The 21,139-nt window shown below is 62.3% G+C and carries 23 protein-coding genes and 1 tRNA gene; 16 read left to right on the plus strand and 8 right to left on the minus strand.

Annotated elements, in window-relative coordinates; translation table 11 throughout:
• Positions 1–66 precede the first annotated feature (66 nt).
• Both KJQ96_RS10315 and KJQ96_RS10320 read left to right on the plus strand, forming a co-directional pair.
• Positions 67–276, plus strand: a complete 210-nt coding sequence (locus KJQ96_RS10315; RefSeq protein ID WP_028345703.1) for a cold-shock protein — start codon at positions 67–69, stop codon at positions 274–276.
• A 325-nt stretch (positions 277–601) separates the two neighbouring features.
• A complete protein-coding gene (locus KJQ96_RS10320; RefSeq protein WP_213286513.1) occupies positions 602–2,722 on the plus strand; it encodes a sodium-translocating pyrophosphatase in 2,121 nt (706 codons plus the stop codon).
• 54 nt (positions 2,723–2,776) lie between these two features.
• Here the strand turns inward: KJQ96_RS10320 and KJQ96_RS10325 are convergent, their stop codons facing one another.
• On the minus strand, positions 2,777–4,312 hold the full coding sequence (locus KJQ96_RS10325) for a winged helix-turn-helix domain-containing protein (protein WP_213286514.1): 1,536 nt from the start codon (positions 4,310–4,312) through the stop codon (positions 2,777–2,779).
• Between the two features lie 131 nt (positions 4,313–4,443).
• On the opposite strand from KJQ96_RS10325, the gene KJQ96_RS10330 reads away from it, so the two are divergent.
• Entirely contained in the window at positions 4,444–4,881 is a 438-nt protein-coding gene (locus KJQ96_RS10330; RefSeq protein ID WP_213286580.1) for a cupin domain-containing protein, read from the plus strand.
• 104 nt (positions 4,882–4,985) lie between these two features.
• Here the strand turns inward: KJQ96_RS10330 and KJQ96_RS10335 are convergent, their stop codons facing one another.
• A complete protein-coding gene (locus KJQ96_RS10335; RefSeq protein WP_213286515.1) occupies positions 4,986–5,990 on the minus strand; it encodes a tripartite tricarboxylate transporter substrate binding protein in 1,005 nt (334 codons plus the stop codon).
• Between the two features lie 126 nt (positions 5,991–6,116).
• The gene (locus KJQ96_RS10340) at positions 6,117–6,602 is read right to left on the minus strand and encodes an outer membrane protein assembly factor BamE (RefSeq protein ID WP_213286516.1); all 486 of its coding nucleotides are present in this window, start codon (positions 6,600–6,602) and stop codon (positions 6,117–6,119) included.
• A gap of 107 nt (positions 6,603–6,709) precedes the next feature.
• On the opposite strand from KJQ96_RS10340, the gene KJQ96_RS10345 reads away from it, so the two are divergent.
• The 7 genes from KJQ96_RS10345 to KJQ96_RS10375 all read left to right on the plus strand — a co-directional run bounded on the left by KJQ96_RS10345 (position 6,710) and on the right by KJQ96_RS10375 (position 11,469).
• Positions 6,710–7,261 (plus strand): ubiquinol-cytochrome C chaperone family protein, encoded by a 552-nt coding sequence (locus tag KJQ96_RS10345; RefSeq protein WP_213286517.1) that lies wholly within the window; start codon positions 6,710–6,712, stop codon positions 7,259–7,261.
• The gene (locus KJQ96_RS10350) at positions 7,258–7,845 is read left to right on the plus strand and encodes a DUF177 domain-containing protein (RefSeq protein WP_213286518.1); all 588 of its coding nucleotides are present in this window, start codon (positions 7,258–7,260) and stop codon (positions 7,843–7,845) included. Before KJQ96_RS10345 ends, KJQ96_RS10350 begins: the two co-directional genes overlap by 4 nt.
• Before the next feature lie 300 nt (positions 7,846–8,145).
• Positions 8,146–9,192: a phosphate acyltransferase PlsX gene (plsX, locus tag KJQ96_RS10355; protein WP_213286519.1), complete on the plus strand. Its 1,047-nt coding sequence runs from the start codon at positions 8,146–8,148 to the stop codon at positions 9,190–9,192.
• Complete coding sequence (locus KJQ96_RS10360) at positions 9,189–10,166, plus strand: beta-ketoacyl-ACP synthase III (protein WP_213286520.1); 978 nt, start codon at positions 9,189–9,191, stop codon at positions 10,164–10,166. Before plsX ends, KJQ96_RS10360 begins: the two co-directional genes overlap by 4 nt.
• Before the next feature lie 133 nt (positions 10,167–10,299).
• Complete coding sequence (locus tag KJQ96_RS10365) at positions 10,300–10,629, plus strand: integration host factor subunit alpha (RefSeq protein ID WP_057845762.1); 330 nt, start codon at positions 10,300–10,302, stop codon at positions 10,627–10,629.
• A gap of 91 nt (positions 10,630–10,720) precedes the next feature.
• Entirely contained in the window at positions 10,721–11,275 is a 555-nt protein-coding gene (locus KJQ96_RS10370; RefSeq protein ID WP_213286521.1) for a MerR family transcriptional regulator, read from the plus strand.
• A gap of 116 nt (positions 11,276–11,391) precedes the next feature.
• A tRNA-Pro gene (locus tag KJQ96_RS10375) sits at positions 11,392–11,469 on the plus strand.
• A gap of 30 nt (positions 11,470–11,499) precedes the next feature.
• On the opposite strand, the gene KJQ96_RS41345 is transcribed toward KJQ96_RS10375, so the two are convergent.
• Complete coding sequence (locus tag KJQ96_RS41345; RefSeq protein WP_256441605.1) at positions 11,500–11,628, minus strand: hypothetical protein; 129 nt, start codon at positions 11,626–11,628, stop codon at positions 11,500–11,502.
• Positions 11,629–12,142: 514 nt separating this feature from the next.
• On the opposite strand from KJQ96_RS41345, the gene KJQ96_RS10380 reads away from it, so the two are divergent.
• Together KJQ96_RS10380 and KJQ96_RS10385 are read left to right on the plus strand one after the other, a co-directional pair.
• Complete coding sequence (locus KJQ96_RS10380) at positions 12,143–13,048, plus strand: dihydrodipicolinate synthase family protein (RefSeq protein ID WP_213286522.1); 906 nt, start codon at positions 12,143–12,145, stop codon at positions 13,046–13,048.
• 152 nt (positions 13,049–13,200) lie between these two features.
• Complete coding sequence (locus KJQ96_RS10385) at positions 13,201–14,169, plus strand: SDR family oxidoreductase (RefSeq protein ID WP_213286523.1); 969 nt, start codon at positions 13,201–13,203, stop codon at positions 14,167–14,169.
• Positions 14,170–14,243: 74 nt separating this feature from the next.
• On the opposite strand, the gene KJQ96_RS10390 is transcribed toward KJQ96_RS10385, so the two are convergent.
• Positions 14,244–14,714, minus strand: a complete 471-nt coding sequence (locus KJQ96_RS10390) for a GcrA family cell cycle regulator (RefSeq protein ID WP_213286524.1) — start codon at positions 14,712–14,714, stop codon at positions 14,244–14,246.
• Between the two features lie 43 nt (positions 14,715–14,757).
• Complete coding sequence (locus KJQ96_RS10395; protein WP_057845825.1) at positions 14,758–14,958, minus strand: hypothetical protein; 201 nt, start codon at positions 14,956–14,958, stop codon at positions 14,758–14,760.
• A gap of 81 nt (positions 14,959–15,039) precedes the next feature.
• Between KJQ96_RS10395 and KJQ96_RS10400 the strand changes: the two genes are divergently transcribed.
• A complete protein-coding gene (locus KJQ96_RS10400; RefSeq protein ID WP_249733900.1) occupies positions 15,040–15,597 on the plus strand; it encodes a GrlR family regulatory protein in 558 nt (185 codons plus the stop codon).
• 19 nt (positions 15,598–15,616) lie between these two features.
• Here the strand turns inward: KJQ96_RS10400 and KJQ96_RS10405 are convergent, their stop codons facing one another.
• The gene (locus KJQ96_RS10405) at positions 15,617–16,558 is read right to left on the minus strand and encodes an acetamidase/formamidase family protein (protein WP_213286525.1); all 942 of its coding nucleotides are present in this window, start codon (positions 16,556–16,558) and stop codon (positions 15,617–15,619) included.
• Between the two features lie 66 nt (positions 16,559–16,624).
• Between KJQ96_RS10405 and KJQ96_RS10410 the strand changes: the two genes are divergently transcribed.
• The 3 genes from KJQ96_RS10410 (at position 16,625) to KJQ96_RS10420 (ending at position 19,619) form a co-directional block, all read left to right on the plus strand.
• Positions 16,625–17,425, plus strand: a complete 801-nt coding sequence (locus KJQ96_RS10410) for a YdcF family protein (RefSeq protein ID WP_213286526.1) — start codon at positions 16,625–16,627, stop codon at positions 17,423–17,425.
• Positions 17,426–17,497: 72 nt separating this feature from the next.
• A complete protein-coding gene (locus KJQ96_RS10415; RefSeq protein WP_213286527.1) occupies positions 17,498–18,280 on the plus strand; it encodes a DUF169 domain-containing protein in 783 nt (260 codons plus the stop codon).
• Positions 18,281–18,443: 163 nt separating this feature from the next.
• Complete coding sequence (locus KJQ96_RS10420; protein ID WP_213286528.1) at positions 18,444–19,619, plus strand: trans-acting enoyl reductase family protein; 1,176 nt, start codon at positions 18,444–18,446, stop codon at positions 19,617–19,619.
• 92 nt (positions 19,620–19,711) lie between these two features.
• Here the strand turns inward: KJQ96_RS10420 and KJQ96_RS10425 are convergent, their stop codons facing one another.
• The gene (locus KJQ96_RS10425; RefSeq protein WP_213286529.1) at positions 19,712–20,986 is read right to left on the minus strand and encodes an O-antigen ligase; all 1,275 of its coding nucleotides are present in this window, start codon (positions 20,984–20,986) and stop codon (positions 19,712–19,714) included.
• Between the last annotated feature and the right edge of the window lie 153 nt (positions 20,987–21,139).

Below are 21,139 nucleotides of genomic sequence, written 5' to 3' on the forward strand. Positions count from 1 at the left end.
GATTGGATTTGAATCCGTGCGATCGCCGCGCGGAATGAAAAGCCTATGTGCTTTGGAGAAGAGAAAATGGCTACGGGAACAGTGAAGTGGTTCAACGGTCAAAAGGGTTTCGGTTTCATTGAGCCGAGCGATGGCAGCAAGGATGTGTTCGTGCACATCTCCGCCGTCGAGCGCGCCGGCCTTGGCGGGCTGGCCGAAGGTCAGAAGGTTCAGTTCGAACTCAAGACCGACAAGATGCGGGGCAAGGTAAGCGCGGAAAACCTGTCGCTGGTCTAAGGCCTCGAAACGGTCGTTTCACGGATGTACTGGAATGGCTCGTGAGCCCGCTCGATCCCTCCCGGGGTTGAGCGGGCTCTTGTATTTTGGCCGGGCCGAATACCCGATGCCCCGGGCGCCAGTTGGCTGGACGTATTCCGGGTGACACCTTTCAAAAATCGACGGTTTTCGCCCTTGGTGACATTGCGCCGGAGGGACGATTTTGGCATGGTCCCGCCCGATTTGAGGCCGCCCTTCTGGGCAGGGAGGGCCTCCTTTTTGTGCGTCCGCCGCAACTGCGGCGACGACGCGGGGGTGGAACGAACAAAAAACCGAGGCAAATTCAATGACAGCATTGTGGGTGATTGTGCTCTGCGGAGCGCTTTCGATTGTCTACGCCATCTGGGCCACATCTTCCGTTCTGAAATCGGACGCCGGCAATCCGCGCATGCAGGAAATCGCGGCGGCTGTCGCTGAAGGCGCGCAGGCCTATCTGCGCCGCCAATACATGACGATCGCCATGGTCGGCGTCGTGATCTTCGCGCTGCTGGCCTACTTCCTCGGCATGCTGGTTGCGATCGGCTTCCTGATCGGCGCGGTGCTGTCGGGCGCTGCCGGCTTCATCGGCATGAACGTTTCGGTTCGCGCCAACGTGCGCACCGCGCAGGCGGCGACCACTTCGCTGGCTGGCGGGCTCGAACTGGCCTTCAAGGCGGGTGCGATCACCGGCCTTCTGGTGGCCGGTCTCGCCTTGCTCGGCGTCACCATTTACTTCGCTTATCTCACCCAGTTCATGGGGTTGAAGGCCAACGATCGCGTCGTCGTTGACGCGCTGGTAGCGCTCGGCTTCGGCGCCTCGCTGATTTCGATCTTCGCCCGTCTCGGCGGTGGCATCTTCACCAAGGGCGCCGACGTCGGCGGCGACCTCGTCGGCAAGGTCGAAGCCGGTATTCCCGAAGACGATCCGCGCAACCCGGCGACCATCGCCGACAACGTGGGCGACAACGTCGGCGACTGCGCCGGCATGGCGGCCGACCTGTTCGAGACCTATGCGGTGACCGCCGTCGCCACCATGGTGCTCGCCGCGATCTTCTTCGCGACCTCGCCGCTGCTGGTGAACATGATGACCCTGCCGCTCGCCATCGGTGGCATCTGCATCATCACCTCGATCATCGGCACCTTCTTCGTCAAGCTCGGCGCCAGCCAGTCGATCATGGGGGCCTTGTACAAGGGCCTGATCGCCACCGGCGTGCTGTCGCTGCTCGGCGTCGCAGCCGTCATCCACTGGCTGATCGGTTTCGGCGAGCTGGCGGGCGTGAAGTACACGGGCATGGCGCTGTTCCAATGCGGCGTCGTCGGTCTTGCCGTCACCGGCCTGATCATCTGGATCACCGAATACTATACCGGTACCGATTATCGCCCGGTGAAGTCGATCGCCTCGTCCTCGGTCACGGGCCATGGCACCAACGTGATCCAGGGTCTGGCGATCTCGATGGAAGCGACTGCGATGCCCGCCATCGTCATCATCGCCGGCATCCTCATCACCTACAGCCTTGCCGGCCTGTTCGGCATCGCGATTGCGACCACGACGATGCTGGCGCTGGCCGGCATGATCGTGGCCCTCGACGCCTTCGGTCCGGTTACAGACAACGCCGGCGGCATCGCCGAAATGGCGGGCCTTCCGAAGGAGGTCCGCAAGTCGACCGACGCGCTGGATGCGGTCGGCAACACCACAAAAGCGGTCACCAAGGGCTATGCGATCGGCTCGGCCGGTCTCGGCGCATTGGTGCTGTTCGCGGCCTATAATGAAGACCTCAAGTTCTTCATCGCCAACACTCAGAAGTATCCGTACTTCCAGGGTGTGCTGCCCGACTTCTCGCTCAATAACCCCTACGTCGTGGTCGGCCTCTTGTTCGGCGGCCTGCTGCCGTATCTGTTTGGCGCGCTCGGCATGACAGCGGTCGGCCGTGCAGCGGGCGCGATCGTCGAGGAAGTGCGGCGCCAGTTCCGCGAAAAGCCCGGCATCATGCAGGGCACCGACAAGCCGGACTACGGCAAGGCGGTCGACCTGCTGACCAAGGCTGCGATCAAGGAAATGATCATTCCGTCGCTGCTGCCGGTGCTGTCGCCGATCTTCGTCTACTTCGCGATCTACGCGATCGCGGGCGGCGGCGCGGCCGGCAAGTCGGCGGCGTTCTCCGCCGTCGGCGCCATGCTGCTCGGTGTGATCGTGACCGGCCTGTTCGTGGCGATCTCGATGACCTCAGGCGGCGGTGCCTGGGACAACGCCAAGAAGTACATCGAGGATGGCCACTTCGGCGGTAAGGGATCAGACGCCCACAAGGCCGCCGTGACCGGTGACACCGTCGGCGATCCCTACAAGGATACGGCGGGTCCCGCGGTCAACCCGATGATCAAGATCACCAACATCGTGGCGCTGCTGCTGCTGGCGATCCTGGCGCACTAAGCCGGCGAGAGGTTGATCAAAACGAAAACCCCGCGGTACGAGCCGCGGGGTTATTCATGCGCGAGCCCGGTCGAGCATCTGCGATATCTGCTCGTCCCATTCTGGATGCAATTGCTTTAGCGGCGCGAGGAAATGACTCTCGGGCCCTGTCAACTCGTTCATGCGGCTTGCGCAGCGGCGTGCATCGTCCACTTTGCCGAGCGCGACATGGCAGCACGTGAGAGTTTCCAGTGTCGGACGAAACGTCGGGCGAATGGCGAGCACCCTGTTGGCGGTCGCAAGGGCGCGCTCGGCTTCTCCGGCGAGAAGCTGTGCATATGCGAGCAGATTGTACCAAGTGAGATTTTGCGGATCGTTCGGATTTAACGCCAGACCATGCTCAAGTGGTTCGATTGCCTCTCGGGCCAGGCCCGCGAACAGACGGGCCAGGCCGAGAACCAGATGCCCCAATGCGAAGCTTGAGCTCAATGCGATCGCTTTCTCGGCTGCCGATACAGCCACCAGCGGCGCATTGCTGTATGCGCTGGCAATGGCGAAGGCGTAGTGCGCATACGGATCTCTCGGATCGAGTGCTATCGCGTGCGCCGCGGCATCAACGCCTTCCTTGCTGTCCGCGCCGGGCGCGTCGCTCCAGCCGTACGCGATTATCCCGGCGCTGACGCGCCCGAGCCAGATGTGTGATTCCGGCAAATCCGGGTCGATTGTACAAGCGTGGCGAAAGAGCGCCCGCGCCGCCAGGTGGCCGTCGCGGGTGACCTTGTGGAAATGCCACATTCCCCGACGCACCAGGTCCCACGCAGTCATGTTGCCGGTATGCAGCATGGCCGCAACGTAGGATTCGCTTTTGAGAAGCTCGGGCTCGATCGCACCCGCTACCCGCTCGGCGATCTCGTCCTGGATCGCAAAGACGTCCGCCATCTCCAGATCGTAGCGCTCCGCCCATACATTGCTGCCGTCGCTCGCGTCGATGACCTGAGCCGTAATGCGCAGTCGAAGGGCGGATTGGCGAACGCTTCCCTGCAACACGTAACGCGCGCCAAGCTCGCGAGCGGCTTGCAGCACATCGATCTGCTTGCCCTTGAAAATAAAGGCAGAACCGCGCCCGATAACCCGGAACCAGCGAAACCGGGATAGCGCCGTGATGATGTCTTCGGTGAGCCCATCGGCGAGATATTCCTTATCGACCTCGCCAATGATGCCGAAAGGCAGAACCGCGATAATCGGGCGCGACTGGGCATTGCTCTCAGCGCGCTGCGGCGTGGCGCTCTGGGCCCGGGAAGCGACCGGCCCAGCAAACCGGTAGCCGACGCGCGGAACGGTAGTGATCCATTCAGCGCCGTCATGGGCGGTGCCGAGCAGCTTGCGCAGCGCCGCGATCTGGACTGACAGGTTGCTTTCCTCCACGGCGACGCCAGGCCAGGCAACGTCCATCAGGCTCGCTTTGCCGAGGATTTTGCCGGGCGACTGCAGGAAAGCCTGCAGCAGGAGGAGGCCCTTTTGGCCGACCGCGACCGGTCGGCCGTCCCGCGACAGCATTCCGCGATCCATATCAAGCATGAACGGGCCAAAGGTGAAGGGCTCGCTGGGCATGCGGCGAGCTTACCGAGCTTTGGAAGAATTTGGAATTTTTCGGACCAATCTTTGAGACTCCGGCCCTCCAGACAAGTGATCCTGCGCATGTTGGGCAAAGCAACCCGAACCGGAGAGATGACATGAGCAACATGATCGTACGGGAACGGCACGGCGTGGACTCGGGAGCTGGCGGGAAGGGGGTCGTCGTGAAGGGAAGTGCCGGCTACCGCGCCGAGCAGGGTTCTGACTATCAGCCGGGGATCAGCGCGGAGACTGTCGGCTCGAAAATGATCTGGCTCGGCATCATTACGCTGCCGGCCGGCCGACGCACCAAAGCCCACGTCCACGAGCATCATGAGACGGCGCTCTACATGATGAGCGGGGACGAGCTGGAGATCTGGACCGGCGACCAGCTACAGCACTGTGAAAAGGTGCATCCTGGTGACTACATCTACATTCCGGCGGGCGTCCTGCACGTTGCGGTCAATCGCGCCGACACGCCGTCGGTCTTCGTCGGATCGCGTAGTGAGGCGACTGCGCAGGAGAGCGTGGTGATGCGGCCGGAGATGGACGAGCGGGTCCCGTGAGTGGCCGCTGGCGATCCTGACGCACTGAGCGGCGACAAGCTGATCGAAAAAGAACCCCGCGGTGAAAGCCGCGGGGCTTTGATTTTGGATGAGACGTCTGGCGCTCAGCCCGCGTCCATCTGCAGACCTTCGCGCTTGATGATGTCGCCGAACTTCGTCGTCTCCGCCTGGAGGAAATCGGAATACTGCTGCGGCGTCCCATAATCGGTGCGTGCGCCGATCTTGGCCATCTGTTCCTTGATGTCATCGCGCTCCAGGAACACCTTGATCTCCTTGTTGAGCGCGTCGAGGACAGGGGCGGGCACACTCTTCGGCAGGAAAATGCCGAACCAGGATGAGACGTCGAATTTTGCAAGCTCCGGTGCGCTCTCACGCATGGTGGGGACCTTGGGCGCCAGCGCGGCACGCTCCGGCGTAGTCACCGCCAGAGCATTGAGCTTGCCGTCCAGAACCTGCGGCAGCGTCGGATAGAGATTGTCGAACAGGATCTGGATATCGCCGGCAAGCGCGGCCTGCAGCGCCGGGCCGGCGCCGCGGAACGGCACGTGAACCATTTTCAGGCCGGTCAATTGCAGGAACCAAGCACCGGTGAGGTGCGGGCTCTGTCCGACGCCGGACGAGGCATAGGTGAGCTTGTCCGGATTGGCCTTGATACAGGCGATCAGTTCTCCGATCGACTTGATGCCGGTCGACGGATGGGCCGACACGATATTTGGAATCCGGATCAAGTTGGAAACCGGCTGCAACTGATCCGCCTTGTAGGGCATGTTGCGGAAGATGCTGTAGGCGATCGCGTTGGGGCCGGGATTGCCAACGAGGATGGTGTGTCCATCCCCCTTGCTGCGAACGGCTTCGGCGGTGCCGATGGTGCCGCCGCCGCCGGAACGGTTTTCCACGACCGCGGACTGGCCCCACGCCTTCTGCAGATGTGCGGCCAGCAACCTCCCCATCACGTCGGTGGTGCCCCCTGGCGCCGCCGGCACGATGAGGCGCACGGTCTCGGTCGGTCGCCAGTCGGAGCCGAAGCTTGAGCGCGGCAAGATCGCTGCCGCTGAAATGGCTGCAGCTCCAGTCAAAACGCGGCGTCGAGAAATAGCTTTAATCTTCACAAGTTCACTCCCTGCTGAATCATTGTTTGCAGGAAAGCGTAGGCAGCGCGCATGCAGAGAGCAAGCGGGCGACTTGGCGCATGATTTCCGCGCCACGGAACAGAGTGAATCAGAACTGACCGAGCGCTAGTTAAAGCTGAGTAGCTTGAACAGCGGCGTCAGATAGCTGAGTTCCTGGCCAGACGTCGGCGTGGTGCGGCTGATGAAGTCGAAGATCTTGCCGTCCTGCAATCCGTAATTGGCGAGCCGCGTCACCTGGCGGTTCTTGTCGAAATAGATCGCGATCACGCGCTGGTCCACGACCTGCTGATTCATGAAAGCGACTTTGCGCTCGGAGCGCTGCGAGATGTAATAAAACACCTCGCCGTTCAAGGTCGCGACCGTGGATGGCGTTCCCATCACGATCAGCACCTGGTCCTGGCTGGCGCCGATCGGAATCTGCTCCAGCGCGTTGGGCGGCAGGATGTAGCCTTTCTGGAACTGCTCGCCGGTGCATCCGGCGAGCGCGGCGCAGACCAGTGCAATGGCTGCGCCGGCGCGAAAACCGCGCCGGCGCGCGGTCAGGCGGCGCGGCGTGGACACGCGGGCGCTCAGGTGGCTCATTTCGGTCATCTCAGGAATTCGCCCGTCCTCTTGCATCGCGCGGTGCGTTGACGTACCGGGCAGCACGCTTGATTGCAACATGCGCGGCCCGGGAGGGCTCGCTTGCGGAACCCACAATGCTTTGGCCGTTCAATCACTTCAGGAAACCCCGGACGCCGCTGCGCGGCACCATCGAGGCCATCTATGGCATGATCGTGACGCAGGCGCGAGAACCGTTGTTTTATCGGGACTTTGGGGTTCCGGACACGGTTAACGGCCGCTTTGACCTACTTCTCCTGCACTTGTGGCTGGTCCTGCGACGGCTGAAGTCGGTGGAAGGCGGCACGACGCTATCGCAGGGGCTATTCGACCATTTTTGCAACGATATGGACGATAATCTGCGCGAGATGGGGGTCGGAGACCTCGCGGTGCCGAAGCGCATGCAGGCCTTTGGCGAAGCCTTCTATGGCCGGACCGCGGCCTATGACCTTGCGCTGACCGAGGGCCGCGAGGCACTGGCGCAGGCGATGTGCAAGAACATCCTGAACGGCGGGAACATCGAAAAAGCCCGACTGCTGGCCGCTTACGTCGAGGCGGCCATGGCGGACCTCGACAGCCTCGACGAGGCGACGCTGGTCAACGGCCGGGGCAAGTTTCCCTCGCCGGAGAAAGCAGGCGCGCAACAATGAGCAAGACTGGCACAGAGAAGGCCAACCCGTGGCGTGTTCCCGTTGCGGTGGCGCAGATCCCTGAGACGGGCCTCCATCGCGATATCGAGGCCGATCAGGCCATCCGCAAAGCCATGGCCGACACGGGCGACTTGCGCGAGGTGCTATCGGCGCAGGCTTCCTTCGACGTGACGCCGAAGAGCGGCGGCCGCTTCCATGTGGCTGGCCATGTGCGGGCGCGGATCGGGCAGACCTGCGTGGTGACGCTGGAAGAGATCGAGAACGAGATCGACGAGCCGATCGACCTGATATTCGCTCCGCCCGAGCAGATCCCGCAGATGGCCGCGCTGGTCGATGACGCGGAGGCGAGCGACGAGGAAACGCCCGATCCGCCCGAGCCGATCGAGAGCGGCGTGATCGATCTCGGCAGGGTTGCCACCGATGCATTGTATCTCGCGGTCGATCCATATCCGCGCAAACCCGGCGCCGTATTCGAGCCGATGGTTGAAGCCGCCAATCCCGAGGATCACCCATTCGCGGCGCTCAAGGCGTTGAAGGCGGCGGCACCGAAAAGGCCGCGGGCCAGGAAGCCCAAGGGCAAGTAGGCGGGAGTTAAAATGGCCGGCGAAGCTGCCGTAGAGTGAGGTAATTCTGAAATCACGCCAAAAATATCCCGTAAGGTGTTGAATTGCATAGAAATATCTGCCATCCGTGATTCCGGGCCACACAGCTTCCCCTTTCGCCAAAAGAGCGTGGTCAAGAGGTTGTGTCGGGGCGGGGACACGCTATTGTCGCGGCCCGGCGGGGGCGCGGGTTGCGTTTCGCCAGGCGCCGCGTAGCGGCGCCATTCCAGTGCGCGGCCGGGCTCTACGAGGGCCGCAAGAGATCAGGTTTCCGGGACGTTCATGCCGCAAAAGGTTCGCATCGCGCTTGACGCCATGGGTGGCGATGTCGGCGCATCGGTCGTCATTCCCGGCGCTGCAATTTCTTTGAAGCGGCATCCCGACAGCGAATTCCTGCTCTACGGCGACAGCAAGCAGATCGACGAACAACTCGCCAAGTACCCGGCGCTGCAAAAGGCGTCGCGCGTGATCCACACCGACGTCACTGTGAGCATGCACGACAAGCCGAGCCAGGCGCTGCGGCGCGGCCGCAAGACGTCGTCGATGTGGCTTGCGATCGATGCGGTGAAGAGAAAGGAGGCCGACGTCGCGGTCTCCGCGGGCAATACCGGCGCGCTGATGGCGATGGCGCGTTTCCATCTGCACACCATGCAGGGGATCGATCGTCCGGCCATTGCCGGCGTGTGGCCGACGGCGCGCGGCGATTCCGTCGTGCTCGACCTCGGCGCCACGATCGGCGGCGACGCGCACCATCTCGTGGCGCTGGCGGTGATGGGCAGCGCAATGGCGAGCGTGCTGTTGAACCGGGAACGGCCGACTGTCGGCCTCCTCAACATCGGGGTCGAGGAGATCAAGGGTCATGAGGAGATCCGCGAGGCCGCCGAGCTGCTGCGCGCGTCGCAGCTCAATTATATCGGCTTCGTCGAGGGCGACGGGATCGGCGCGGGCGCGGCTGACGTGATCGTGTCGGAAGGTTTTAGCGGCAACATCGCGTTGAAGGCCGCGGAGGGAACCGCACGCCAGATGGCGGATTTTCTGCGCAATGCTATGGCCTCAAGCTGGTTTTCTCGGATCGGTTACCTGTTCGCCCGGAGCGCGTTCAAGGCGCTGCGGGACAAGCTCGACCCGAATAAATCCAATGGCGGTGTGTTGCTCGGCCTGAAAGGCGTGGTTGTCAAAAGCCATGGCGGAATCAGCGCCGAAGGCTTTGCCTACGCGGTCGATGTTGGCTATGAGATGGTCCGCTGCGATCTCCTCACCAAGATCAATCAGATGATAAATAGCGACGGCAGTGCGCTGGCACCGACCGCGCAGGAGGCTGTCTCGTGACTGCGAAACGTTCGGTGGTGCTGGGCTGCGGCTCTTACCTGCCGCAGAAGGTGCTGACCAATGCCGAACTGGCGGCCCGAATCGATACTTCGGACGAGTGGATCGTGCAGCGTACCGGCATTCGGGAGCGCCACATCGCGGCCGAAGGCGAGTTCACCTCGCACCTGGCGATCAACGCCGCGCGCGCGGCGCTGGAACATGCCGGCCTCGACGCCCAGGCGATCGATCTGATCGTGCTCGCGACCTCGACGCCGGACAACACCTTTCCGGCCACCGCGGTTGCAGTCCAGAACGGGCTCGGTATCCATCATGGCGCCGCCTTCGATCTGCAGGCGGTGTGTTCCGGCTTCGTCTTTGCGCTCGCCACCGCCGACAATTTCCTGCGCTCCGGCGCCTACAAGCGTGCCCTGGTGATCGGTGCGGAGACGTTCTCGCGCATTCTCGACTGGAACGACCGCGGCACCTGCGTGCTGTTCGGCGACGGCGCCGGCGCGGTCGTACTGGAGGCGCAGGATCAGCCGGGTTTGCCTTCCGATCGCGGCGTGCTCACGACCCATCTGCGCTCGGACGGCCGGCACCAGTCGAAGCTGTTCGTGGACGGTGGCCCGTCCACGACGCAGACCGTCGGCCATCTGCGGATGGAGGGCCGCGAAGTGTTCAAGCACGCGGTCGGCATGATCACGGACGTGATCGTGGACGCCTTCAATGCGACCGGGACGACGGCCGAGGACATCGACTGGTTCATCCCGCATCAGGCCAACAAGCGAATCATCGATGCTTCGGCGCATAAACTTCATATTGCGCCGCAGAAGGTGGTGTTGACCGTCGATTTGCACGGCAACACGTCGGCTGCGTCAATCCCGCTGGCGCTCGCGGTTGCCGTCAGGGACGGGCGGGTAAAGAAGGGCGATCTGGTGCTGTTCGAGGCCATGGGCGGCGGCTTCACCTGGGGTTCCGCACTGGTGCGCTGGTAGACGCGGCGCAGAAATGCTGTTTAAAATTGTAGTGCGGTTCCATGCTTCTGCATGATGGTCGCTGTTGACCATTGCGTGCTAACCTCATAATTTCAGGGAATAAATTTTGTTCGCCGAGAGTGCGGGGCAGGCGATGACCGGGACCGGAAAAACAGTTACACGCGTGGATTTGTGCGAGGCGGTCTACCAGAAGGTGGGCCTGTCGCGGACGGAATCCTCGGCGTTTGTTGAGCTCGTTCTGAAAGAAATTACCGATTGCCTGGAGAAGGGCGAGACGGTGAAGCTGTCGTCGTTCGGCTCCTTCATGGTGCGCAAGAAGGGTCAGCGTATCGGACGTAATCCGAAGACCGGTACTGAAGTGCCGATCTCGCCGCGTCGCGTGATGGTGTTCAAGCCATCGGCGATCCTGAAGCAGCGGATCAACGGCCACGCGCCCGGCAACGGCGAAAGTAAGACCGATTAACAAGACCGACTAGCGAGATCGAGTAACACGGCCGCGTAGCAAGGCGAGTACCGCGTCTTCACCAACGAAATAAGTTGAGAGGAGCTGGCACTTGGACAAGGCGCCCGATGCGTTTCGCACCATCAGCGAAGTCGCTGAAGAACTCGACATTCCCCAACACGTGCTGCGGTTTTGGGAGACGCGGTTCGCCCAGATCAAGCCGATGAAGCGAAGCGGCGGGCGGCGTTACTACCGCCCGGACGACGTCGACTTGCTGAAGGGCATCCGCCGTCTGCTGTACGGCGAGGGCTATACGATCCGCGGCGTGCAGCGGATCCTCAAAGAGCACGGCATCAAATCGGTGCAGGGCCTCGCCGACCAGACCTCGGCGGTCACTTTCGGCGCCGTCGAGGAAGCGATCGGCCTCAGCCTGCAGGAGCCCGATGAGGGCGAGATCCCGACCGTCGCAGCCGACGACGAGGATTACGAGACTGAAGAGAAGGAAATCGACTACCGCTTTGTCGATACCGACGACGACGGCATTTTGCTGCCGTTCGCCAGAGGCAAGCCGGGCCCGTCGGACGCCGACCGCGAGCGCCTGGAGCGGGTGCTGCAGGACCTGATCACCTGCAAGCAATTGCTGGATAACGCAATGAAGGACGGCTGAGAAGGACGGCTGAGAAGGACGGCTGAGCGGGCGGACGGAACTGGTGGTCTACCGGCCGCAATGAGGCCGCTCTCCTGCCTTGCGCCGGGCGCTGATCGCAGCTAATGGAACGGCATCGGAGCGTGGCGCAGCCCGGTTAGCGCACTAGTCTGGGAGACTAGGGGTCGAAGGTTCAAATCCTTTCGCTCCGACCATTTCTTTCACGGTGGCGATTTTGATCGCTGCTAGATGCCGAGAACCCAGACGGCAACAATGGTCCCCAAGACAGCTATTCCGCTGACTGTCCAGCCGGTCAAATAGGCCGCACCATCGGTTTCCGGTCGATCGACCATAGTATCGCGCCACTGGGTCATGGCGGCCTCCTGTTCATTTTTATTGATACTGCCTCCCGTATGTAAGTCGCTGCCGCGGGCTCAAGGTTCAAGCTACGCGGCCGCGAAGTATTTCCCCGCAGTCTTCATGACCCAACCAAGCTCGATACCTGCGCATGTCCAACCGGTCGGAGACGCGCGGCGTCCTGGGCATGCCGGCTGTGGGGTTCTTCAACCTCAGGGCTCTTGACGTGAGCTCGAGCTGCGGCCCTGCCGCCTGCTCGGCGCTACATCGTGGACCGACCACCGCGGCGTGCTTCTGTAGCGCCCGGCCAAATGTGCTCGCCTGCGGCTATTTCAGCGAATTGGCCTCGCGGCGGATCAAAGCTGTGCCGTGCATGGGGACTTGCACGGCATTTCCGATGCCCAGCCGTGTCAATTCCGCAACTGGATCGCAGTCCCGACCTTCAATAGGCTTGCCGCAACCGGCGGGCAGGTCGGGAAAGGCGACGGAGATGCACCCGTCATCAGGGAATCGAAACGCGAGGGTCAGCCCATGAAAACACGTCCGACCGGCGTGATACCGCCGATGACGACGCCGTTCCGAAAGGACGGCGAGATCGATTTCAAACTCGTTGCATCGCAGGTCGATTGGCTGATCGGGGCCGGCAGCCACGGCATTGCGGCCGGCGGTTCGACCGGGGAGGGACATACGCTCGATCACGAAGAATATCGTGATCTGGTGGCGGCGACGGTGGAGGCCGCGAAAGAGCGCGCGCCAGTGATCGCCGGCATCATCGTCGATTCCACCCGCGATGCGATCCGGCGCGGCAAGCTGGTGCGCGACATGGACGTCGCAGCACTTCAGGTGACGCCGGTGCACTATCTGTTCAAGCCGGACGAGCAGGCGATGGTCGACCATTTCCGCCGCATGGCCGACGAAACCGGCATGCCGATCATCATCTACAACGTGGTGCCGTGGTCGTACCTCTCGCCGGCGCTGCTGACCCGGATCATGAACGAGGTGCCGCTCGTCGTCGGCGTCAAGCAGAGCGCGGGGGATCTGAAACTGTTTGCCGACCTCATGATCATGGCGCCGGATAAATTGATCTACAGCGCGGTCGATGCGTTGATGTATCCGTCCTATACGCTCGGGGCGCATGGTTCGATCGCGGCGATCCTGAGCGCCGCGCCGCATGCTTCCGTCGAGCTCTGGAATGTGGTCAAGGCAGGCAACCACACTCGCGCGCTCGAGCTGCACAAGAAACTGCTGACGCTGTGGAACGCGATCGTCTCGGACAATCTGCCGGCATGCACGCGCTATGCGCAGTCATTGCAGGGGCTGCCGACGACATTCTCCCGCGCGCCGATGCCGGAAGCATCGCCCGCGCAGCAGGCAGCGATCCGGAAGGCGCTGGAGGGTTTGGGCGCGCTCGGCGGCTCGCGCGAGGCGGCGGAGTAAATTCCGCTGCGCGAAAACGCCCTGTAAGACAATCGAGCCGCCCGTCTCGCGGACGGCTTTACCGGCAGCTCCCACCTGTTACTGTCGTTCGGCACGGGCTCCATGTCATGAGGGCCCCAACTCAAAAAATGAAAACCGAGGTAAGCGTCTCAATGAAGGATTTTGCCGGAAAGTTTGCCGTGATCACCGGGGGCGGCACGGGCATGGGCCGCGAGCTCGCGCGTCAGCTCGTGGCCGAGGGCTGCAATGTCGCGATGTGCGACGTCTCACCGGAAGCGATGGCCGAGACCAAGCGGCTGTGCGAGGCGGAAACGCTGCCGCAGGGCCTGCGCGTCACCACCCATGTCGCCGACGTTTCGATCGAGGCGCATCTGCAGCGCTTCCGTGACGAACTGATCGAGCAGCAGGCAACCGACAAGATCCATCTGTTGTTCAACAATGCCGGTATCGGCGGCGGTGGCAGTCTGTTCACCAACACGCGCGAACAGTGGGAGCGCACCTTCAACATCTGCTGGGGCGGCGTCTATCTCGGCGTCCGCACTTTTCTGCCGCTTATGATTAAGGCCGACGAGGCCCACATTATCAACACATCGAGTGTCAACGGGTTCTGGGCGTCCGTGGGCCTGGGTGCCTCGCACACAGCCTACAGCGCCGCCAAGTTCGCAGTGAAAGGCTTTACCGAAGCGTTGATGACGGATCTGCGGCTCAACGCTCCGCACATCAAATGCTCTGTCGTGATGCCCGGGCATATCGGCACCTCGATCGTTGCCAATTCGCGCAAGATCCAGAGCGGATCGGAATCCGATGAACTCAGCCCGAACGAAATTTTGGCGACGCGGCAGCGCCTGAAGGGTATGGGCATCGACACCGAGCCAATGTCGGATGACGACATCCAGAAGATCGCACTCGACCGCGCCCGCACTTTCCGTGAGGAGGCGCCGACCACGGCGGCGGCTGCGGCAAAAATCATCCTCGACGGCGTCAAGGCCGAGCGCTGGCGGATTCTCGTCGGCGACGATGCTCACAAGCTCGACGAGCGGGTGCGGCAGGCCCCGGAGAAGGCCTACACGCCGGAGTTCTACAAGAGCTTTACGGAAGAGGTCGGCTGGCGGCTCGGGTAGCGGACGATCGGTTCTGATGGAATCAGAACCGGCACTTTGCATTCTGGACGCGTCATCACGGCAACTGACGCCGCTCACGCGCGCGAGACGCGCTGACGCGAACCCGGGCGGTAGGCGAGGCGGGTATGCCCTGAGCAATAGGGCATGCCTTCCACCGGCGTATTGCCGCAAAAGCAGAAGTCCTCTGCGCCTGGCGTGCTGATCGGCCAGCGGCATGTTTCGTTGCTGAGTTCGAGCAGCGAGCAACGATTGTCGCTGATAATCGGCTCTTCCTGGAACGGCTGCGCGTGTTCGTAGACGGCTTGCAGAACTTGATACTGCAGTCTGGGGACGGATTTCCTGGAGCGCTCCCTGGCAACTTTGGTCGGACGAGGTTCGGCGGGGGCGGGGCCGCGCGTCAATTGCAGGCGCGAGAGTTTGCCGATCACGGCGTTACGGCTGACACCGATGCTGGCCGCGATCTCGCGGCAGGTGAGGCCGGCTTCAAAATGGCTTTTCAGGAGTTCGACGCGATCGGTGGTCCAGGTCGGTAGGTTCGTAAGCATTTTTTCGGTTCCACATTCTGTGAAAACCGCCGCGTTGCTCCCGTCAGGACGTCTTGCCGTTGTCGCGGATTGCAAGCAGCCCATCCTTAATGGCGAGCCGAATGCCTTCCTCGATCAGGGTCCTTGCAACGCCGGGAACACTTGTGCCGTGGGTGCCCTGTCTCACCAGTCTTTCCATATAAGCGATGGTCGAGAGCGCCAAGGTCACGGGAACGCGGTCGGTTTCGGCTTTTTCTGTAGCCATGGGGAACGCTAACTTTTAAACGCTGTACTGAAAAGTTACTATTTCGACTCTATTTAGTTTTGCACACATGAGTCAAACGGCTTGTGGATATCTCTCTATCCGTTTGAAAAACAAATTAAAAGCGAAGGGCGGGTTTGTGGATTAACCAAAGCGCTTGTGACGCGCAGCGCGCGGCAGTCTCAGCGGCGGTTACAGGCCCGGCGAAACGATCCAGCCGTGTGGGGGTCATTTCCCCATTGCTTCGCGCTGCAAGGAATGCCGATGATGCCCTGGGACGGCGGCAAGGGCGCAATGACGGTAACGAACGGTCTCTACACTATTCATATTGAGATGACGGACGGCGGCCATGGCCGCGCGCACGGCGTGATCGTACTGCTCGACGGCAAGATCGCCGGCGGTGATTCCTATTTCTATTACACGGGCTCTTACACCGCAGATCGCGGCAAGTGGCGCGGCGAACTGATCACCAACGAGCACACGAAATCGGTCGGCGCACTGCCGCTATTTGGTGGGCGCGAAGTCACGTGCGGCTTCAGCGGGTCGTACGCCGCCGATGGCGCGCAAGTGCAGGGGACTGCGCTGGTCGGAAAGACCAGCGTATTGTTCTACGCCAGGCTGAAGCTGCGCTCTCCTTTTTAAAGAGGCGCAGGTCGTCCAATCAGCCGTGCACGACCGCCTTCGCGATCATGCAGTGAATGCCCTTGGAGCCGTTCACCGTTTGCGTCACGCGCAGATCGGCGGCGAGGCTGCAGAGCGTGTAGGCATCCTCGCGCGACAGATTGCGCTTCTCACCGAGCAGCACGATCATGTCGCGCAGCGCCCGCACCACACATTGATCGAGATCGGGGTCCATCGCCATTGTCATGTAATGGTCAGGCGTTTCCGCGCGGGGATAGGCGAGCCGCAGGTCCTTGCGCAGCGTCAGACGGAAGCGGCCCTGCAGCGCGGTCTCGATCGCGGTGACGCAGACTTCGCCATCGCCCTGCACACCGTGGCCATCGCCGCAGGAGAACAGCGCGCCCGGCACGAACACCGGCAGATACAGCTTGGCGCCGGCGCCCAGCTCCTTGTTGTCGAGATTGCCACCCATCGCGCGCGGGATCAGCGAGGTGATGCGGCCCCAGGCGGGCGGCGGCGCCACGCCCATCACGCCGAAAAACGGCTTGAGCGGCAGATCGAGCCCCCACGGCATCCGTCCCACCATCCCCTCGCGGTCGAGCGGAATGTTCAGGATCCGCGTTTCGTGAAAATCGTCGGGTAGCGTGCCCGCCAGCGGACGGATCAGATTGTAGCCCCAATCCTGCCGGAGCTGGACGTCGAGAATATCGACCTCCAGCACGTCGCCGGGCTCGGCCCCTTCCACGGCGACCGGACCGGTGAGAATATGGCCCGGCAGCATCCGCTCGCTTCGCACGTGTATCTCGGCAAGCTCGGGAGGTACGTGAAACTTGCTGCGATCAGGCACCACGTCCGGGCCGCCGGTCACGGTGTCGATGGTGACTTCTTCGCCGCTGGCGATGGTCAGGACGGGCTTCAATTTGGCTTCGAAGAAGCCCCAGTGGCAGGTTTCGGGGCTGGAATGCAGGTGATGATGGGGCATGCGGAGGCTTTTGGTTGCTGCAATGGCGTCGTATGACGCTGTACCAGACATTATCAGAGGCTTCCCTTGTTTTTTGTCCTGTCCAAGACGCTCGGCTTTCTGCTGTTGCCGACGAATCTGCTGATCGGCATAGGCTTCGTCGGCGCCATCCTGCTGTTCACGCGCTTTGCATCGCTCGGCCGCAAACTGGTGATCGCAGCCGTTCTGCTGCTCGTCATCTGCGGACTGTCGCCGCTCGGGAACCTGCTGCTCTATCCGCTGGAGCAACGCTTTCCGCCGTGGGACGGGGCGCGCGGCGGGCCTGACGGCATCATCGTGCTCGGCGCGTCTATCGAAGCCGATCTTTCCACTGCGCACGGCACACCGGTGGTGCGCAGCTCACCCGACCGCCTGATCGCGGCTGCCGCGCTGGCACACCGCTACCCGAAGGCGCGCATTGTTTTCTCCGGCGGCAGTGCGAAACTGATTTCGAACGACGCCAGGGAAGCCGATTTCGCTGGCGCCATCTTCGAAAGCCTCGGCATCGACAAGTCGCGGCTGATCATGGAACGGGGTTCCCGCAACACGCAGGAGAATGCGGAATTCTCCAAGCGGCTGCTTGCGCCCAAGGAAGGCGAGCGTTGGCTGTTGGTGACCTCGGCCTTCCATATGCCGCGATCGATCGGCCTGTTCCGGAAGGCGGGATTTGCGGTCGAACCTTATCCCGTCGACTGGCGGGTCGGCGGATGTGACGATGTATTTGACTTCACCAATATCGCGATCGATGGACTCGGACGGACCGATGTCGCAGTGCGCGAGTGGATGGGCCTGATCGCTTACCGCGCCACCGGCAAGATCGACGAGTTGTTGCCGGGCCCGGCAAAGTAGCAGCGGGCAGCCAGCCGGGCTACAATCAAACGACAGGCGCCGGCTAAGCGCGCCGATTTGGGAGTTGACGCCATGCAACAGCAAACGCCGGAAGCGTTCGATTTCGCCGGCATGGTGGCCGACCTGAACAGTCTGCTACGGCTGAAGACGACTGTGATCGGTATCAAGATGTTTGCCAGCGTCGAGGAGATGACGGCAATTCCAAAAATCCGGCGTCCCTCGGCGGTGCATACCACCGATCAGATCGTCAGCATGGCTTCGCGGCTCGGCTGGACCGTCGGCATCACCGGCGACGATCTGGTCGGCGCGCAATGCCGTGCGGTGATCGGGCTTGCGCCGCAGGACGAGAAGTGGCTCGCGGGGGAAAACTACGTGGGCGTCTGGCATGGCACCGCCGAGGACGCACGCAAGCGTCAGGAAGCGCTCGACGTTGTGCCCTTCGGCCAGTACCAAGCGATGGCGGTGAGCCCGCTCACCAGCGGACGGCTCAATCCGCCGGATATCTGTCTGGTCTACGCCACGCCCGGGCAGATGATCATTCTGATCAACGGCCTGCAATATACCGGTTACAAGAAATTCGAATGGGGCGTGGTCGGCGAGACCGCCTGCGCGGATTCCTGGGGCAGGGCGCTCAAGACCGGCGAGCCATCGCTCTCGCTGCCGTGCTTTGCCGAACGGCGTTATGGCGGCGTGCCTGATGAGGAGATGCTGATCGCGCTCAAGCCGGAGCACCTTGCCAAGGCCATCATAGGCATGAAGCAGCTCGCGAAGAACGGCCTGCGCTATCCGATCGCGCCCTATGGGATCCAAGCTGATGTGCGCGCCGGGATGGGCGTGTCCTATCCGAAGAAATAGTCCAGCCGTCATTGCGAGGAGCGAGGCGATGACGCGTCCGCCGTAGCTCAAGGAGCGAAGGCGGAAGCAATCCAGCCTTCCATCGTGGCTCGATTTCTGGATTGCTTCGCTTCGCTCGCAATGACAAAACGGGCCAAATTCGTATCTGTAGGAAATCCCAGTTATGTCTTCGTCGAAATTCGACATCGTCGTCTATGGCGCCACCGGCTTCACCGGTCAGCTCGTCGCCGAATATCTCGCCGAGCATTACAAAGGTGACGCCAGCCTCAAATGGGCGATGGCCGGCCGCAGCAAGGACAAGCTCGCTGCCGTCCGTGATGCGATCGGTGCGCCCAAGGACACGCCGTTGATCGTGGCCGATTCAAGTGATGTGGCATCGCTGAAAGCGATGGTGGAGCAGGCGAAGTCGGTGATTGCGGGTGTTGGCCCATATCAGTTGTACGGAAGCGATCTGGTTGCCATCTGCGCTGCAACCGGCACCGATTATCTCGACTATTGCGGCGAGCCGATCTGGATGCGGCAAATGATCGACGCGCACGAGGCGCAGGCGAAAGCGAGCGGAGCGCGGATCATGTTCTCATGTGGCTTCGACTCGCTGCCGTTTGAACTTGGTGCGTTCTTCGTCCAGACGGAGGCCAAGCGCGTGTTAGGTGGGCCCGCCTCTCGCGTCAAAGGTCGGGTGCGCGATATGCGCGGCACGCTCTCTGGCGGTACTGCCGCAAGCGCCAAGGCGACGTTCGGCGCTGTCGCCAGGGATCTCAGCCTCATCTCCATCCTGAACGATCCCTTTGCGCTCACACCGGGATTTAGCGGCGTGCGCCAGCCGCGCGGTAACAAGCCGGCTTACGAAGAAGATCTTCAATCCTGGGCCGCGCCTTTCACGATGGCGTTGATCAACACACGCAACGTTCATCGCTCTAACATGCTTATGGGATTCCCGTACGGCCGCGAGTTCGTCTACGACGAAATGGTATTGACCGGTCCCGGCGATCGGGGAGAAGCGAACGCGAAGCTTGTAGTGGCTGCGAATAACGAAAAGACCGGCCCCAACGCACTCAAGCCGGGCGAGGGGCCGTCGAAGGAAGAGCGCGAAAATGGCCGTTACGATTTGCTCTATGTCGCGACCGCGCCTGATGGACGACAGGTGCGCACGTCCGTGAAAGGCAACTGCGATCCCTACGGCGCGACGGCGAAGATGATCTCCGAATGCGCGATCTGTCTGTTGCGCGACGCGCCCGATGTGCCGGCCGGCATATGGACGCCGGGTGCAGCAATGCAGCACAAGTTGATCAGGCGGTTGGTTGATCACGCGGGGCTGACGTTTGAAGTTGAGAAATAGCCGCAGATCGTAGGGTGGGCAAAGCGCAGCGTGCCCACCGTCAATGTGCGGGTGGATAGATGGCGGGCACGGCGCAAGCGCCTTTGCCCACCCTACGCTGCTACGAGTCGCAATCGCTCCGCCCGCGCCGGATCATGGCCCGCCTTCCAGCGTTCGGCGGCGACGAACATGCCCCACATCGTTCCCAGCATCATCCAGAAGTGCCGCCAGTGGTCGGTATCGATGATGAAGCTCTCGCCGACCGTGCCGAGGAAGGCTGCGAAGATTGCCAGATAGGCCGGTTGCCAGGGCGCGCGGACGAAGACATAGCGGAAGCCCGTCAGAACCGTGACGAAGACCAGCGTCGGATAGCAGACGCCGGAGAGCCAACCGCCCGACATGAACGCGTTCAGGTACGAATTGTGGGTGTCTTCCGGGAAGTAGCGGGTGAACTGTAGCGGGCCGATGCCGAATGGCAGGCCCAATGCCATTTCTGCGCCGAGGATGTGCCGGCCGAACCGGCCGAAGCGGCCTTCGTCGTAGCTCTGGTCCAGGCTGGCGCGCTCCTTGAATAGCTGCGCAATCGAATCGAACGACAGCAGCACCGCAACCAGCGCGGCCGCCAGCACGACGGTAACGAGCGCCATCACGATGATGCGCGAGCGCTGTGACTGCGAGCGGCTGGTCAGCACCATCAATGCCAGCGTGAAGGCGGATGTAACGATCAGTTGACCCCACGCGGCGCGGGAGAACGAAAGCAGGATTGCTAGCGATATCACGCCGAACGCGATGGCACTGCGGAGCGACTTGCCGAACTTGTCGGAGACGACGCTTTGCAGCGCGAACAGCCCGGGCAGGATCAGAAACGCGCCGAGCACGTTCGGGTCCTTGAAGGTGCCGCGGGCGCGGTCATACAGTGTCAGCAGGTCGCGACCGCCGGGGACGAGATTGAAGTAACCCGCGATGCCCGCGAGCGCCGCAATCATCGCGCCGACGATGAGGCCGCGCCGGAGCATGTCGAGCCGCGCCGCGGTATCCTCGGAGATCACCATCGCGAAGAAGATGACCGTGATCGCCATATACCAGGAGGTCGCAATCCAGCTCGGCACGTTGGGCCGATCCATTACGGCGGCGGCACTGATGCTGTAGCCGAGGTTGAGCAGGAACAGGAGCAACAGCAGCGGCATGAACACCAGCCGCATCCGTGCGCCCGTGGCGAAGAAGATCACCGAGGCAGCAAGCGTCGCCAGCTCATAGGGGCTCGGCTCGATGAAGACGATGGCGATGGACGCGCCCACCAGCCATACCAGCGCGCGCTGCAGCGCGAGCACGCCGGGCGCGGCTGTTATCGATGGGAGTGATTCCCCGGCTGTCGCCGCATACGCCATCACATACTCACGCAACTCAACAGAACAATTGAACCGCCGCTTCCGTCATTGCGAGCAAAGCGACTTGTCCGCCGTAGCTCGACGAGCGAAGGCGGAAGCAATCCATGGCGCCCAGCGACGATAGATGGATTGCTTCGTCGCTATCGCTCCTCG

The sequence above is a fragment of the Bradyrhizobium sp. sGM-13 genome (assembly GCF_018398875.1).
Taxonomy (GTDB): domain Bacteria; phylum Pseudomonadota; class Alphaproteobacteria; order Rhizobiales; family Xanthobacteraceae; genus Bradyrhizobium.